Annotated in this window: 15 protein-coding genes; 7 read left to right on the top strand and 8 right to left on the bottom strand. The window is 68.5% G+C overall.

Translation table 11 applies throughout. The annotated features are described in order from the left end of the window. Positions 1–297 (top strand): transposase (locus tag ACPEH2_RS14040; RefSeq protein ID WP_423718953.1); only part of this gene is annotated, 297 nt, incomplete at its 5' end. On the opposite strand, the gene ACPEH2_RS14035 is transcribed toward ACPEH2_RS14040, so the two are convergent. After that, the gene (locus tag ACPEH2_RS14035; protein ID WP_026095586.1) at positions 278–607 is read right to left on the bottom strand and encodes a hypothetical protein; all 330 of its coding nucleotides are present in this window, start codon (positions 605–607) and stop codon (positions 278–280) included. The genes ACPEH2_RS14040 and ACPEH2_RS14035 overlap by 20 nt on opposite strands. A 149-nt stretch (positions 608–756) precedes the next feature. Between ACPEH2_RS14035 and ACPEH2_RS14030 the strand changes: the two genes are divergently transcribed. Then, entirely contained in the window at positions 757–1,626 is an 870-nt protein-coding gene (locus ACPEH2_RS14030; RefSeq protein WP_359921167.1) for a fumarylacetoacetate hydrolase family protein, read from the top strand. 64 nt (positions 1,627–1,690) lie between these two features. On the opposite strand, the gene ACPEH2_RS14025 is transcribed toward ACPEH2_RS14030, so the two are convergent. The 7 genes from ACPEH2_RS14025 to ACPEH2_RS13995 all read right to left on the bottom strand — a co-directional run bounded on the left by ACPEH2_RS14025 (position 1,691) and on the right by ACPEH2_RS13995 (position 7,675). Continuing rightward, positions 1,691–2,134, bottom strand: a complete 444-nt coding sequence (locus ACPEH2_RS14025; protein WP_423718952.1) for a DUF4190 domain-containing protein — start codon at positions 2,132–2,134, stop codon at positions 1,691–1,693. 80 nt (positions 2,135–2,214) lie between these two features. Then, positions 2,215–3,672, bottom strand: coding sequence for an aspartate ammonia-lyase (locus ACPEH2_RS14020; protein ID WP_311285561.1), 1,458 nt, complete (start codon positions 3,670–3,672; stop codon positions 2,215–2,217). A gap of 65 nt (positions 3,673–3,737) precedes the next feature. Continuing rightward, positions 3,738–4,721 carry an aldo/keto reductase gene (locus tag ACPEH2_RS14015; RefSeq protein ID WP_359921174.1) on the bottom strand — a complete coding sequence of 328 codons (984 nt, stop codon included), beginning with the start codon at positions 4,719–4,721 and terminating at the stop codon, positions 3,738–3,740. Continuing rightward, positions 4,718–5,107 carry a MerR family transcriptional regulator gene (locus tag ACPEH2_RS14010; protein WP_311285560.1) on the bottom strand — a complete coding sequence of 130 codons (390 nt, stop codon included), beginning with the start codon at positions 5,105–5,107 and terminating at the stop codon, positions 4,718–4,720. The genes ACPEH2_RS14015 and ACPEH2_RS14010 overlap by 4 nt, the downstream gene beginning before the upstream one ends. A 42-nt stretch (positions 5,108–5,149) precedes the next feature. Further along, positions 5,150–6,052 carry a phosphodiesterase gene (locus ACPEH2_RS14005; RefSeq protein ID WP_359921177.1) on the bottom strand — a complete coding sequence of 301 codons (903 nt, stop codon included), beginning with the start codon at positions 6,050–6,052 and terminating at the stop codon, positions 5,150–5,152. A 37-nt stretch (positions 6,053–6,089) separates the two neighbouring features. Further along, positions 6,090–6,425, bottom strand: coding sequence for a peptidase (locus tag ACPEH2_RS14000; RefSeq protein ID WP_217531407.1), 336 nt, complete (start codon positions 6,423–6,425; stop codon positions 6,090–6,092). Next, on the bottom strand, positions 6,422–7,675 hold the full coding sequence (locus ACPEH2_RS13995) for an inorganic phosphate transporter (protein ID WP_217531408.1): 1,254 nt from the start codon (positions 7,673–7,675) through the stop codon (positions 6,422–6,424). The genes ACPEH2_RS14000 and ACPEH2_RS13995 overlap by 4 nt, the downstream gene beginning before the upstream one ends. Before the next feature lie 185 nt (positions 7,676–7,860). On the opposite strand from ACPEH2_RS13995, the gene ACPEH2_RS13990 reads away from it, so the two are divergent. The 5 genes from ACPEH2_RS13990 (at position 7,861) to ACPEH2_RS13970 (ending at position 14,728) form a co-directional block, all read left to right on the top strand. Next, positions 7,861–9,960 (top strand): S9 family peptidase, encoded by a 2,100-nt coding sequence (locus tag ACPEH2_RS13990; RefSeq protein WP_359921208.1) that lies wholly within the window; start codon positions 7,861–7,863, stop codon positions 9,958–9,960. Between the two features lie 33 nt (positions 9,961–9,993). After that, positions 9,994–10,896, top strand: coding sequence for a hypothetical protein (locus ACPEH2_RS13985; protein WP_217531409.1), 903 nt, complete (start codon positions 9,994–9,996; stop codon positions 10,894–10,896). A 193-nt stretch (positions 10,897–11,089) separates the two neighbouring features. Continuing rightward, positions 11,090–12,127, top strand: coding sequence for a TerC family protein (locus ACPEH2_RS13980; protein WP_359921180.1), 1,038 nt, complete (start codon positions 11,090–11,092; stop codon positions 12,125–12,127). 62 nt (positions 12,128–12,189) lie between these two features. After that, the gene (locus ACPEH2_RS13975) at positions 12,190–13,470 is read left to right on the top strand and encodes a hemolysin family protein (RefSeq protein ID WP_359921183.1); all 1,281 of its coding nucleotides are present in this window, start codon (positions 12,190–12,192) and stop codon (positions 13,468–13,470) included. Positions 13,471–13,588: 118 nt separating this feature from the next. Further along, positions 13,589–14,728, top strand: coding sequence for an acyltransferase family protein (locus ACPEH2_RS13970; protein ID WP_359921185.1), 1,140 nt, complete (start codon positions 13,589–13,591; stop codon positions 14,726–14,728). Positions 14,729–14,812 lie beyond the last annotated feature (84 nt).

The raw sequence follows: 14,812 nt of genomic DNA, 5'->3' as shown, positions 1-14,812 counted from the left end.
GACAAGGGGTACCCCTCAAGGGCGAACCGCGCCTGGCTCCGCGACCGGAGGATCGCGGCGACCATCCCCGAGCGGGACGACCAGATCGCGCACCGTCGCAAGAAGCCGGGCCGGCCGATCGCTTTCGGCGACAAGCAGAAGGAACGCTACAAGGGACGCAACGTCGTAGAACGCTGCTTCAACCGTCTCAAGCAGTGGCGCGGCATCGCGATGCGCTCGGACAAACTCGCCCGCAACTACCGAGCCGCCGTCAGCCTCGCCGCGGCGCTGATCTGGATCAAGACCGATCTCCGCTGAGCGCTTCGCGCTCCTGCAGCGTGCGCTCAAGCTGTCCCACCGTCGGCGCACCCGCAAAGCCGCGCTCGGTCAGATAGACCCTGCACGCCAAGTCGGCAGTGTTCCCCTGGGACGGGAACAAGTCCTGACCGTCCAGAAGAATCGTGGGCGAGCCCGCGAAACCAGAGCTCACCGCCTCAGCCTCGGTGCGGATCAACACGAACTCCACCGGAACATCGCCCCGTCCGATCGAGTCGAGCACCAGCCGTACTCGATCGCCCGCCTCCTGCCAATTCGGGCAATCCTCGATATGCAGCACCTGGATCTTCACACGCCCATTCTCCCGCGCAACTCGCGGCGGCTGGCCACCCCGCACCTTCTTGATCAACACGCCCTAGCGGCGACGGGAACGACATGCGCTCAGCCTAGGGGCGGGCGCGCACGAGCCGCCGCCGCGCACGGGAACGATAGCCTGGGAGCATGCGCTTCGCCCACGTTGTCCCCGACGGAGTCGACGAGCCGCAGCTGATCCTGGTCGAGGAGGATCGCGCGACGGTGGTGTCGCGCCTCTTCGACAGTGCACCCTCGCGCCTGCAGCGGCTCATCGAAGGAGGCGACGCCCTCCTCGCCCACGTCCGGGACGCGGCCGCCGACCCCGAGGTCGAGTGGATGCCGCTGGGCTCCCCCGTGTTCGCGTCCGCGATCCTCGACACGCCCGTCACGATCGCCGTGGGCTTGAACTACGCCGCGCACTCGAGCGAGCTGGGACTGAAGGCGGACGCCGCTCCGACCATCTTCACGCTGTGGCCGGGGTCCCTGGGCGGGCACCGCCAGACGACCACCTGGCCACGTTCGCTGAGTCAGTCGGTCGACTACGAGGCCGAGCTCGGTGTCGTGATCGGCCCAGCGGCCCGCGACGTCGCGCTCGAGGACGCACTCGACCACGTCTGGGGCTACACGGTCGTCAACGACATCACGGCCCGCGACATCCAGTTCTCCGAGGCACAGTGGTCGCGGTGCAAGTCGTTCGACGGCTTCACCCCGACGGGCCCCTTCGTCGTGACGGCGGACGAGATCCCCGACCCGCAGGATCTGCACATCTGGGCCGTCGTCGACGGGCAGACGGTGCAGGATGCCTCGACGGGCCAGATGATCCACCCCGTCGCCAAGCTCGTCTCCTACCTTTCGCGGTCGGCGACCCTGCTCCCCGGCACCCTCATCTCGACCGGCTCCCCCGGTGGCGCGGGCTACTCCCGCGATCCGCAGATCTTCCTCCGCGACCGCTCGACGGTCACGGTCGGCATCGACGGCATCGGTGAGCTGACGACGTTCTGCCGGATCACCGACTGACCCGCAACGACGAAGAGCCCCGGATGCCGCGCATCCAGGGCTCTTCGTCGTTGCGAAGCTCGGATCAGTAGCCGGACTGCTCCAGCAGCTCCTGGCAGGTGTAGGTCATCCCCTGGTACGTGACCGACCCGGTCGGGTCCTCCAGGCAGGCGTTGACCTGTGTCATCAGATCGCCTCCGACGCTCGCCGCAAACGAGACGAGGGCGATGATGATGATGATCCCGATGATCAGCAGCACGACGCTCACGATGATCGCCGCGATCGCCAGACCGTTCTTCACGCCGGCCTTGCGGCTCTGCACGAGAGCCACGATGCCGAGGATGAGACCGATCACCTGGGTGCCGGGGATGATGGCGAGGATGAGGGCGACGATCGCCATCGTGCGGCCGGGGGTCGATCCGCCCGAGGGGGCGGCGTTGTACTGCGGCGCGTTGCTGTAGGCGGGCGCTTCATAGGCCGGCGGTGCCGGGGGGACGTTCTGGGAGTTCGGCTGGTTGGGATCAGTCATGGAAGTGTCCTTCTGGTCGGTCATCGGCCGGGATTACGACCCCGACGCTAGCGTTCACCGTTCTCCCAGACAACCGGCAATCAGTGCTGCTCCACGTCACCCGGTTTCGTGATAACGGGGATGGCCCGCGTGACCGCCTGCAGCCCCGACAGGCGTGCCGGCGACAGCTGCTTGTCCACCTCGTCGCGCGACATCAGGCCGGCCTCGACGACGAGGTCGCCGACGTTCCGCTTGGTGAGCAGCGCAGTCTTGGCCAGGGCCGCGGCGGCGGTGTAGCCGATGAAGGGCGTCAGTGCCGTGATGACGCCGACCGACGACCCGACCATCGTCCCGAGGCGTTCGCGGTTGGCCGTGATGCCGTCGACGCAGTTGACCCGCAGCGTGCGCATACCGCGACGCATCCAGGTGATCGACTGGAAGATCGAGTGCGCGATCACCGGCTCGAACGCGTTCAGCTGCAGCTGCCCGCCCTCGACGGCCATCGTCACCGTCAGGTCGGCGCCCGCGACGGCGAAGGCGACCTGGTTGACGACCTCGGGGATGACCGGGTTCACCTTGCCGGGCATGATGCTCGAGCCGGCCTGTCGGGGCGGGAGGTTGATCTCGCCGAAGCCCGCCTGCGGGCCGCTCGAGAGGAGCCGCAGGTCGTTGCTGATCTTCGAGAGCTTGATGGCGTTGCGCTTGAGCGACGACGAGAACGACATGAAGGCGCCGGTGTCGCTCGTCGACTCCACGAGGTCCTCGGCGGTCTCGAGGTCGAGACCGCTGATCTCGCGCAGGTGGCGGAGCACCGAGCCGGAGTAGTCGGGGTGCGTCGTGATGCCGGTGCCGATGGCCGTCGCACCCATGTTGATCTCGTAGAGCAGGTACGCGTTCTCGCGGAGCCGGTGGTAGTCCTCCCCCAGCGTCGTCGCGAAGCCGTGGAACTCCTGCCCGAGCGTCATGGGCACGGCATCCTGCAACTGGGTGCGGCCGACCTTGAGCACGTCGTGGAACTCGTCGGCCTTCTTCAGGAAGGCCTGCCGCAGCAGGTCGAGCTCCTCGAGGAGGGACTGCAGGTCGAGGCCGAGGCCGACCTTGATCGCCGTCGGGTAGACGTCGTTCGTCGACTGACTGCGGTTCGTGTGGTCGATCGGCGAGAGGAACGCGTAGTCGCCTTTCTCACGGCCGGCCATCTCGAGCGCGACGTTGGTGATGACCTCGTTCGCGTTCATGTTGGTCGAGGTGCCGGCCCCGCCCTGGATGACGCCCACGACGAACTGGTCGTGGAACTCGCCGTCGATGACGCGCTGCGCCGCACGGTCGATGAGGTCGGCGCGGGATGCCTCCAGCACGCCGATCTCCTTGTTGGCGCGCGCGGAGGCCTGCTTGACCATCGCGAGGGCGACGACGAGGTCGCGGTAGACGGAGATGGGCCGCATCGAGATCGGGAAATTCTCGAGCGCTCTCGCGGTGTGGATGCCCCAGTAGGCGTCGGCGGGGATCTCCATCGATCCCAGGGAGTCGGTCTCGGTACGCGTCATCGCGTCAGGTGCCATTGCGGTGTCCTTGTGGGTCACAGGGTGCGGGGATAGGACGAGCCTATCCCCGCACCCCGCCGACCTCAGCGGTTGACGCTCGACATGTCGGCGTAGCGGTCGCCGACCGCCGGCGCGACCTCGCTCAGCCGGCGCAGCTGGTCGTCCGAGAGCGCGAGCTCGGTGGCGCCGATGTTCTCGTCGACGCGCTCGAGCTTGCGCGTACCCGGGATGGGCACGATGTCCTCGCCCTGCGCGAGCAGCCAGGCGAGCGCGACCTGAGCGGGGGTCGCGTCCACCTCGCCCGCGACGCCTTCGATGACGTCCACGATCCGCAGGTTGGCGGCGAGCGCCTCGTCCTCGAACCGCGGGTTGTTCCGACGGAAATCGTTCTCGTCGAGCTGGTCGACCGAGCGGATCCGACCCGTCAGGAAGCCGCGACCGAGCGGCGAGTACGGCACGAACCCGATGCCGAGCTCGCGCAGCGCGGGCAGCAGCTCGGCCTCGGGATCGCGGGTCCAGAGCGAGTACTCGGTCTGCACGGCGGTCACCGGGTGCACCGCGTGAGCGCGTCGGATGGTGGCGACGGATGCCTCGGACAGTCCGTACCCGCCGATCTTGCCCTCCCGGACGAGGTCGGCCAGCACACCGACCGTGTCTTCGATCGGGACGGACGGGTCCATGCGGTGCTGGTAGTACAGGTCGATGCGATCGGTCTGCAGCCGGCGCAGTGAGCCCTCGACGGCGATCCGGACGTTGTCGGGACTGCCGTCGATGCCCGGCTGGTCGCCGTCGGCGTGGCGGATGGTCCCGAACTTGGTCGCGATGACGACCTCGTCGCGGCGGCCGGCCTCTGCGAGGGTGCGACCCAGCAGCTCCTCGTTCGTGTACGGCCCGTACATCTCCGCCGTGTCGAGGAGGGTGACGCCGCGGTCCAAGGCGCCGAGGATCGTCCGGGCACCGCCGGCGTCGTCCTGTCCGGCGCCGGTGTAGAAGGCGCTGATCCCCATGAGTCCGAGGCCGATGCGGCCGACCCGGGGCCCGTTCTGGCCGAGTGCGGTGGTCTTCATGATGCGGTGATCTCCTTGTCGTAGATGTCGATCTTGTGGTCGATGACGGCGAGACTCAGCGTGACCTCCTTGAGCCGGCGGCGGACGACCTCCCGGTGCTCGACGAGCAGTCGACGCCGTTCCGCGATCGTCGCGTCCCCCTCGCGCACGAGCTCGGTGTAGCGACGCATGGTGGCGATCGGCATCCCGGTCCAGCGGAGCCGCGTGAGGAAGCGGATCCAGGCGAGGTCCGCGTCCGAGTAGCGCCGGTGGGTCGAGGATGTCCGGTCCACGGGATGCAGCATCAGGCCCGCACGTTCGTCGTAGCGGAGGGTGTGCGCGCTGACTCCGGTCGCGTCCGCCGCTTCGGCGATGGAGGCGCCGGCAGAGGTGGAGAGGAGGGACATGCCCTCACGGTAGGACTTCGAGTGCGCTCGAAGTCAAGAGGCTCAGGCGGGCTTCCGGGAGAAGGCCTCGAGGCGCTCGTCGGGCGTGAGGGCGGCCATCCGCTCCACCCACTCGGCCGAGAAGTAGTCCCCCGTCGGCGCCTCGACCACGGGGACGACCGTGTGCGTGATCGTGTCGTCGTAGACGTGGACGAGGTGGAAGGACTGTCCGGCATCCATGCCGTTCACCTCGGTCGCCGGTCGCTGCAGGTTCATCGTGTAACAGGTCGCGGAGGCGACGCTCACGGGGATGCCGGCGAAGGTGCCCGAGGTCGAGTAGTGCAGGTGACCGGCCAGGATGCCGCGCACGTCGGTGCCGGCGAGCACGGCCGCCAGCTCGTCCTGCTCCCGGAGCTCGAGGATGTCGAAGAACGGGATGTGGCTCGGGATCGGCGGATGGTGCAACGCGAGCAGCGTGCCGAGTGGCGCCGGCTCGGCGAGCACCTCCCGGAGCCACTCGCGCTGCGCCGCATCGACGAGGCCGTGATGCCAGCCGGGGACGGTGGAGTCGAGGACGACCAGTCGCAGCCCGCCCAGGTCGTGGACCGCGGTGAGCGGCGCTTCGGAGCCCGGCTCATCGAAGAGCCCCTCCCGCAGGGCGGGTCGCTCGTCGTGATTGCCCGCGACCCACACGACCGGCGCATCCAGCTGCTCGGCCATCGGTTCCACGAGCTCGCGCAGCCGGCGGTAGGCGGCGGGCTCTCCCAGGTCGGTGAGATCGCCCGTCACGACGATCGCGTCGGGGCGGATGCCGGTGCGCTCGACGGCTGCGAGGGCCGCCGCGACACCGCCCGTGGCGTCGTAGGCGCCACCGAGCGGGCGATCGCCGGCGAGCAGATGGGTGTCGCTCAGATGGACGATCGTGCGGACGGCGGGCGCATGGCGACCGAAGGAGACGGGCTGCATGCCGCCCAGCCTATTGACGCCTCCGGACGCGCGGCGATCAGTGGTTGAACAGGATGAGCAGGAGCCCGCCCAGCACGACCAGGCCGCAGACCGCGAACGCGGCGTACGCCCCGACGAGGGCGATGCGCTTCTGCGCCGGGCTCAGCGGGTTCTTCTTGGCGGCCTTCCTGGCGGCCTTGGCGGCCCGCTTCTGCTCTTTGGGCGTCATCACGGTCAGCGCGTCGGTGAAGGTGGCCGGGATGACCACCGGCACCCGTCCCGCCCGAACGAGCAGACGCAGACCGATCGCGTAGAAGGCGACCACCGTCGCGGCGGCGAGGAGCGCCGCGACGAAGACCTGGACGAAGGCGAGCCAGTTGACGTCGACGCTCATCGGGTTCCCTCCTCGTCGGATGCGGCGGCGGACTGCGCGACGCGCTGCTGACGGCGTGTGGGGGGCGGTTCCTCCGTGAGACCGACGGCGGCACCCGAGTCGGCCACCTCGCTGCTCATCGCGTTCGCCGCGGTGACCTCGTTGCGCCGGGACCGCAGGAAGATCGCGAGCACGACGGCGACGGCCACGACGGCGCCGATGATGACGCCGATCAGCTCACCCGGTCCCTCGCCGAAGAGGTTCTCGAGTCCGACGATGAGGAGGGCGGCCAGTGCACCGACGATGCCGGCGGCCGGAAGCGTGAGGACCCACCCGACCGTGATGCGCCCGACGGTGCGCCAGCGCACGCTCGACCCGCGGCGACCGAGGCCCGACCCGATGACGGACCCCGAGGCGACCTGCGTCGTCGACAGGGCGAAGCCGAGCGCGCTCGAGGCGAGGATCGTCGACGCGGTGGATGCCTCCGCCGAGAAGCCCTGTGCGGGCTTGACGTCGGTGAGGCCCTTGCCGAGCGTGCGGATGATGCGCCACCCGCCCATGTACGTGCCGAGAGCGATCGTGAACGCGCACGCGAAGATGACCCAGAGCTCGGGCTCGGACTGCGTCTGCCAGCCGACCGTGATGAGGGCGAGGGTGATGACGCCCATCGTCTTCTGCGCGTCGTTGGTGCCGTGCGCGAGGGCGACGAGCGACGACGTGAAGATCTGACCCCAGCGGAAGCCGTCGCGGCCGTCCGGCTTGTTGTCGTAGCGGCGGGTGACGGCGTAAGCGATCTTCGTGGCGGCGAAGGCGATGATGCCGGCCGTGAGGGGGGCGATGAGGGCGGGGAGCACGACCTTCGACAGGACGACACCGACGTTGATCGCGCTGACGGACGCGCCGACGATCGTCGCCCCGATGAGGCCGCCGAAGAGTGCGTGCGAGGAGCTCGAGGGAAGGCCGAGCAGCCAGGTGAGCATGTTCCACGTGATGGCGCCGATCAGCCCGGCGAAGATGATCGCGGGGAAGATCGAGGGGGAGAGCTGATCCTCGCGGATCATGCCGCCCGAGATCGTCTTGGCGACCTCCGTCGACAGGAATGCGCCGACGAGGTTGAGGATGGCAGCCAGCAGCACCGCGACCTTGGGCTTGAGTGCGCCCGTCGCGATCGGCGTCGCCATCGCGTTCGCCGTGTCGTGGAAGCCGTTGGTGAAGTCGAAGAAGAGTGCCAGTGCGATGACCAGGACGACGATGAGTGCTGCGGTCTCCACAGTTCGCTTTCCGTCGGGAATCGGGGGAACGGGTGCCGCGGCGATCGGCGTTGCGAACGAAAAGTTCACCCAGACGTCACCAGGGGTTCAATCGGGCCTGGGAAATCCTCGCACACGATCCGCCATGGCATAACCCGCGCGCGCCCGCGAGGGTCGGTTAGCGTGGTCGGGTGACCTCCGTAGCCGTGACACCGCCCGTCGCCGACCGCCGCCCGTTCACCCGCACGCACCACGGAGACGCCGTCTCGGACCCCTATGAGTGGCTGCGCGCGAAGGACGACGAGACCGTCATCGGCCACCTCGAGGCGGAGAACGACTACACCGACAGCCGTACGGCGCACCTCGCCGGCCTCCGCGAGCGGATCTTCGAGGAGATCAAGGGCCGCACGCTCGAAACCGACCTCTCCGTCCCCTCGCGCCGCGGGCGGTGGTGGTACTACGGCCGCACCGTCGAGGGCAAGCAGTACGGCATCAACTGCCGCGCCCCCATCGCGGACGTCGCGGACTGGACGCCGCCCGTGCTCTCCCCCGACACCGACGTCCCCGGCGAGCAGGTGCTCCTGGACGGCAACGTCGAGGCCGAGGGCCACGACTTCTTCTCCCTCGGCAGCCTCGACGTCTCGAACGACGGCACCCGGATGCTGTACGCCGTCGACGTCGCCGGTGACGAGCGCTACACCCTCCGCGTCCGCGACCTGGTGACCGGCGACGACCTCGCCGACGTCATCGAGAACACCTTCTCCGGCGCGGTCTTCTCCCCCGACGGTCGTCACGTCGTCTACACGACCGTCGACGACGCCTGGCGACCCGACACCGTCTGGCTGCACGAAGTGGGGACGGATGCCGCATCCGACCGCGTGATCTTCACCGAACCCGACGAGCGGTACTGGGTCGGCGCCGGCTTCACCCGCAGCGACCGCTTCCTCGTCATCGGGGTGGGGTCCTCCATCACCTCGGAGGAGTTCCTCGTCCCGGCCGACGACCTCACGGCGGAGCCCCGATCGGTGTGGCCGCGCCGCGAGGGCGTCGAGTACTCGCTGACCCACGCGGTGATCGACGGGGACGACGTGCTCTACATCCTCCACAACGACGGCGCGCTGGACTTCGAGCTGGTGCGGGTAGCGGCATCCGACCCCACCGGGCAGCGGCACGTCGTGCTGCCGCACCAGCCGGGTCGGCGGTTGCTCGACGCGTCCGCCTACCGCGACTGGGCGGTCGTCGAGTACCGCCGCGAGGGCCTCGCGCGCGTCGGGCTCCTCGACTACGCCACCGATGAGGTCACCGAGATCGCCTTCGACGAGCCGCTGTACGCCGCCGGGGCGAGCGGATCGTCGGAGTGGGCGCCCCCGGTCATCCGTCTCGGTTACGCCTCGTTCGTGACGCCCGGCACGGTGTACGACTACGTCGTGGCGACGGGCGAGCTCCTGCTGCGCAAGAGCCAGCCGGTCCTCGGCGGGTACGACCCGGCCGACTACGGTCAGGAACGGGTCTGGGCGACCGCCGACGACGGCACGCGCGTCCCCGTTTCTCTCGTGTGGAAGCGGTCGTTCGGCGAACCGGGAGCGGCGCCCCGCCCCCTGCACCTCTACGGCTACGGCTCGTACGAGCACTCCATCGAGCCCGGATTCTCGGTCGCGCGCCTGTCGATGCTGGACCGCGGCGTGATCTTCGCGATCGCTCACGTCCGCGGCGGTGGCGAGATGGGGCGCCAGTGGTACGAGGAGGGCAAGCTGCTGCACAAGCGGAACACCTTCACGGACTTCGTAGCCGTCGGCCGTCACCTCGTCGCCGAGGGGTACACCTCCCCCGACGGCCTGGTCGCGGAGGGCGGCTCCGCCGGCGGTCTGCTCATGGGCGCCGTGGCGAACCTCGCCCCGGACCTGTTCGCGGGCATCCTCGCCGGAGTCCCGTTCGTCGACGCGCTGACGACGATCCTCGACCCGTCCCTCCCGCTCACCGTGATCGAGTGGGACGAGTGGGGCGACCCGCTGCACGACGCCGACGTGTACGCCTACATGAAGTCGTACACCCCCTACGAGAACGTGCAGGAGGGCGTCCGGTACCCCCGCATCCTCGCCGTCACCTCGCTCAACGACACCCGGGTGCTCTACGTCGAGCCGGCGAAGTGGGTCGCGCGGCTGCGCGAGGTCGGTGCGGACGCCCTGCTCAAATGCGAGATGGTGGCGGGGCACGGTGGCGTCAGCGGGCGGTACAACTCGTGGCGCGAGCGCGCGTTCGAGCTCGCCTGGCTCCTCGACGTCCTGGGACTGGCCGACGCGGACTGACACTGTAAGCGGGGCCGTGGGTACGATGCCCCCATGGCACCCGTTCCCCGCTACCGCGCGGCGGTCCGCATCGATCTCGACCTCGTCTGCGCGCACCCCGACGATCTCGTCGGCGGCATGGATGACGCGTCACGGATGTCCGCGTCGTCGATGGATGCCGAGGACGCGCTGCTGTCGCTGATCGAGGTGTCGGTGGCCGACGGCGCGCAGCAGCTGGTGCGCATCGAATCCACCAACTCCTCGATCGTCGACTCGGAGTGGGAGGGCACGTCGGGCGAGGTTCCGGAAGGATCCTCCGACACCGCGCGGGTCGCCCGGGCGGGTGCGCGCCTGGCGGGGATCGACTGGGCACTGGACGAACTCTTCGGCGGACCGACGACCGAGGCGACGGCATCCGAGCTGCGCCAGCGGACGATCATCAAGGGGCTCGTCTGGAACGCCTCCGTCCTGGTCGTCGACTGCCTTTTCGACGATGTCCGCCAGCTGGCGGACGCGGCCGACACGCGATCCGCCTGGCGAGAGACGCACGTGATCTCGCAACTGCCCCCGCAGTACGCGACGCACTACGACCGGGCGTTCGCGCAGAAGTTCCTCGCCGCCACGATCGAGGTCACCTCCCGGCTCAGCGCCTCACCCGTGTACCCTCCCACCGTCGCCCACGAGCTGGCGCTGAAGCTCGTGCTCGACGAGGCGGCGCGCAGCGCCGAACGCCTCACCGGCGACCTGCCGGAGGGCTGGCGCGAGCACCTGGACACCGTGCTGTTCCAGGATCTCGACGCGGAATCCCTCTTCGTCGAGCAGGATGCGATCAGCAAGCGGGATGCCGCCGCCGCGACACCTCCGCTGGACTTCGCCAGCTGGTTCATCCCGTACGCGCACGCGCCGGCGCCGGCGCCGTACGCGAGCGACGATCTCAAGGAACCCTCCCGCGGCTAGCAGGCTCGGCCGCGTCAGGCAATTGTCAGTTTTGCCCGCGCCGATCCCGTAACATTTTCAGTCCCAGGGGGAGTACTCCACGACGGTCGGTTCGTCATTACGGATGTGAAGGTGCATCCCGGACCACCGGTCCCGATCACTCGGGATGGAGAAGACTCTGGCGTCCTTTCATCACGCCATTGAGGAGACTCCTGTGGAAATCACCCCTCTCGTCTGGGGCATCACGATCGCCGTCACGATCGCCTTCTTCGTCTACGAATTCTTCGCGCACGTCCGCAAGCCGCATGAACCGTCGATCGGCGAGTCGGCGCGCTGGTCCGCGTTCTACATCGGTCTCGCGCTGATCTTCGGTGTCGTCATCGGCCTCATCCCGGGCTGGGGCTGGGTGTACTCGGGCGAGTACTTCGCCGGGTACCTGACCGAGAAGGCGCTGTCGATCGACAACCTCTTCGTCTTCCTCATCGTCATGACCGGGTTCGCGGTGCCGAAGAAGTACCAGCAGAAGGTGCTGATGATCGGCATCGTCATCGCGCTCATCATGCGGGGCGCGTTCATCGCCGTCGGCGCCGCGCTCATCGAGAACTTCTCGTGGATCTTCTACGTCTTCGGCGCGCTGCTGCTGTTCCTCGCCTACCGTCAGGCGTTCGCACACGGTGAGTCCGACCCGGCCAACGGCAAGTTCATGCAGTTCGTCCGCCGCATCCTGCCCGTCAGCGACGAGTACAACGGCGACAAGCTCACGGTGAAGAAGGCCGGTAAGCGCTTCGTCACCCCGATGCTGCTGGTGATCATCGCGATCGGCTTCGTCGACCTCATCTTCGCGGTCGACTCGATCCCCGCGATCTACGGTCTCACCAACGAGGCGTACATCGTGTTCACGGCCAACGCGTTCGCCCTCATGGGTCTGCGTCAGCTGTACTTCCTCATCGGCGGTCTGCTCGAGCGCCTCGTGTACCTCGCACAGGGCCTGGCCGTCATCCTCGCCTTCATCGGTGTGAAGCTCGTCCTGCACGCCATGCACGTCAACGAGCTGCCGTTCATCAACGGCGGCGAGCCGATGCTCTGGGCTCCCGAGATCCCGATCTGGTTCTCGCTCCTGTTCATCGCCGCCACGATCGTCGTCGCGACGGTGGCGAGCCTCGCCAAGACCCGTCGCGACCGCGAGCGCGAGCTGGACGCCGGCGCACCGACCTCGACCCCCTCCCCCGCAGAAACGAAGGAGCACCGCTGACCGATGGACAGCGATCATACGATCCCGCCCACCACTGAGACCGACGGCATCGAGGTGACTCGATGAACGATCTGGCCCTCAACATCGCCCTCGTCGTGGTGTTCGTCCTGGTGGGCGGGGTGTTCGCGGCGACCGAGATGGCGCTGGTGACCCTGCGGGAGAGCCAGATCAACGCGATCGCCGCGCGCGGCAAACGTGGGCAGAAGGTGGCGGGCCTCGCCCGCAACCCCAACACGTTCCTCTCGGCCGTGCAGATCGGCGTCACCGTGGCGGGCTTCGCGTCCGCCGCGTACGGCGCGACCTCGATCGCCCCGTCGGTGGCGCCGCTCATCGAATCGTGGGGCGCAGACCCGGGCTTGGCTCTGACGATCGCGACGCTGATCCTCACGCTGCTCATCGCGTACCTGTCGCTCGTGCTCGGGGAGCTCGTGCCGAAGCGTCTCGCCATCCAGCGGAACACGCAGTTCGCCTACGTCGTCGCGCCCGTCCTCGACGGGTTCGCCAAGGTGATGAGGCCGGTCATCTGGCTGCTATCGGTCTCGACGAACGCCCTCGTGCGCCTCCTCGGCGGAGACCCGCACAAGACGGGTGAGGAGATGACGGATGAGGAGGTCCGCGACATCGTCGCGAGCCACGAAGGTCTGCCCGAGGACGAGCGCCGCATCCTGGAGGACGTCCTCTCGCTGCGGGAACGACAGCTGAGCGAAGTCATGCGACCGCGTCCCGACGTCACCTCCCTCGACGACAGCGCGACGATCGGCGAGGCCATCTCCGCCGTGCACGAACTGCCGTTCTCGCGGTACCCCGTCGCCGACACGTCCATCGACGACATCGTCGGCTTCGTGCACGTCCGGGATCTCTTCGAGGCGGCTGCGGATGCGGCGGCCCCCCTGTCCAGCATCGTCCGGCCGATCCCCTACTTCCCGTCGACGGCGCGCGTCCTCCCGACGCTGACGAAGATGCGGGCGGAGGGGCACCAGATCGCGGTCGTCGTCGACGAGTACGGCGGTACGGACGGCATCGTGACCCTCGAGGACCTTGTGGAGGAGGTCGTCGGTGAGATCTTCGACGAGTACGACGACGCCGTCGCCCCCGTGGGTGATCGCGAGATCATCGACGGGCGCCTCAACCTGCAGGACTTCTCCGAGGCGACGGGGATCACGCTCCCCCGCGGCGCCTCGGACACGGTCGCCGGATTCGTGACCGAGCAGCTCGGTCGCCTCGCGGTCGTGGGCGACACGATCGACGTCGACGGCGCGACGATCCAGGTGACCGCCATGGACCGCCGGCGCATCGCGGAGGTCCGCGTCACGCCTCGTGAGGCCGAGACGCCGGTGGCGTGAGCCGAAGCTACCCGCTCGCTCGACCCTCGCGAAACGTCGTGCGAGCGGGTAGCGTCATGCCCTAGACGGGCTGAGCGCGGTGGGGACCTGCGCTGCTCGCGACTTCTTGGGGGAAGACATGACGAGTGCGTCGACCGTCTCGCGCGCGACCGATCCGGCGCTCGCCCGCACCATCCCGTCGCTGGACGGGATCCGAGCGCTCGCGGTGCTCTGCGTGATCTGGGGGCACGGCGCGGCCACGCTTCCCCAGAACGACGTCGTGGTGTTCCTCCGAGCGAACCTTCCCGGCGGATACTTCGGCGTGCAGGCGTTCTTCGTCCTGTCGGGGTTCCTGATCACGACGCTGTTGCTGCGCGAGCGCGGCAAGACGGGTCGCATCTCGCTCTCGGCCTTCTACCGCCGTCGGGCGTACCGCATCCTTCCCGCGCTGTTCGTTTTCCTCGCGGTCGTCTCCGCGCTCGCGGTGACCCGGGTGATCGACGGGCTCGGCCCTCGCGACATCATCAGCCCCGCCCTGTTCCTCCGCGACTACTGGCCGCTCGACGGCTCGTGGTGGACGGGGCACACGTGGTCGCTCAGCGTCGAGGAGCAGTTCTACGTCCTCTGGCCCCTCGCCGTCATCCTCATGCCGCGCCGGGTCGCGGTGAAGGTGCTCGTCATCGGCGTGCTCATCTCGCCGTTCGTCCGGATCGGGACCTACCTCCTGCCCTTCGTGCCCGAGGGCGGGGTGACCTACATGTTCCACACTCGCGCGGACGCGCTGATGATCGGATGCCTGTTGGCGTACGGCGCGGGAGAGCGATGGTTCGAGCGCCTCACCGATTGGATCTTCGCGCGTCACCTGCAGTGGGCGGTGGTGGTGTGGCTGCCGCTGTCCTGGGCGCTCACGTCGAGGTTCGAAGGCGTGTGGATGTACACGGTCGGCTACGTCGGCGATGCTCTCGCGGTGGCGCTCGTCATCGTGTGGATGATGCGGGCACCCGCCTCGCCGTTCGGACGATTCCTGAACTGGCGACCGATGGTCCACATCGGGCTGATCTCCTACAGCCTCTACCTCTACCAGCAGCTGTTCCTGACCCGGCACAACGAGACCTGGTTCGGGGGGCTCACGATCGGCGGACTCCTGGCACTCCTGCTCGTCGCGGAAGCGTCCTACTGGTTCGTCGAGCGTCCGTTCCTGCGCCTGCGCGTCCGACGCGAACGGGCGAAAAGCGACGCAGCGGCTGTTCCCGTGAGCAATGTCGGCTACAGGACGTGAACCTGCAACCCCCGTTTATGGGATGCGGTTAGTGGTGAGTCGTGGGGAATGGTGACTTCCGCGTGATTCCGCGGCTTGACCGGG

The organism is Microbacterium sp. NPDC064942 (assembly GCF_049545525.1).
Taxonomy (GTDB): Bacteria; Actinomycetota; Actinomycetes; order Actinomycetales; family Microbacteriaceae; genus Microbacterium; species Microbacterium gawkjiense.
Note: the sequence above shows the minus strand (reverse complement) of the source record. Positions and strands in the feature narration are given on the sequence as shown.

Excerpts from the sequence above, each read along its gene's own strand:
- ACPEH2_RS14015 (WP_359921174.1), bottom strand. The coding sequence starts at position 4,721 with ATGAAGACCACCGCACTCGGCCAGAACGGGCCCCGGGTCGGCCGCATC.
- ACPEH2_RS14000 (WP_217531407.1), bottom strand. The coding sequence starts at position 6,425 with ATGAGCGTCGACGTCAACTGGCTCGCCTTCGTCCAGGTCTTCGTCGCG.
- ACPEH2_RS14010 (WP_311285560.1), bottom strand. The coding sequence starts at position 5,107 with ATGTCCCTCCTCTCCACCTCTGCCGGCGCCTCCATCGCCGAAGCGGCG.
- ACPEH2_RS13975 (WP_359921183.1), top strand. The coding sequence starts at position 12,190 with ATGAACGATCTGGCCCTCAACATCGCCCTCGTCGTGGTGTTCGTCCTG.
- ACPEH2_RS14020 (WP_311285561.1), bottom strand. The coding sequence starts at position 3,672 with ATGGCACCTGACGCGATGACGCGTACCGAGACCGACTCCCTGGGATCG.
- ACPEH2_RS13985 (WP_217531409.1), top strand. The coding sequence starts at position 9,994 with ATGGCACCCGTTCCCCGCTACCGCGCGGCGGTCCGCATCGATCTCGAC.
- ACPEH2_RS13970 (WP_359921185.1), top strand. The coding sequence starts at position 13,589 with ATGACGAGTGCGTCGACCGTCTCGCGCGCGACCGATCCGGCGCTCGCC.
- ACPEH2_RS14005 (WP_359921177.1), bottom strand. The coding sequence starts at position 6,052 with ATGCAGCCCGTCTCCTTCGGTCGCCATGCGCCCGCCGTCCGCACGATC.
- ACPEH2_RS14025 (WP_423718952.1), bottom strand. The coding sequence starts at position 2,134 with ATGACTGATCCCAACCAGCCGAACTCCCAGAACGTCCCCCCGGCACCG.
- ACPEH2_RS14030 (WP_359921167.1), top strand. The coding sequence starts at position 757 with ATGCGCTTCGCCCACGTTGTCCCCGACGGAGTCGACGAGCCGCAGCTG.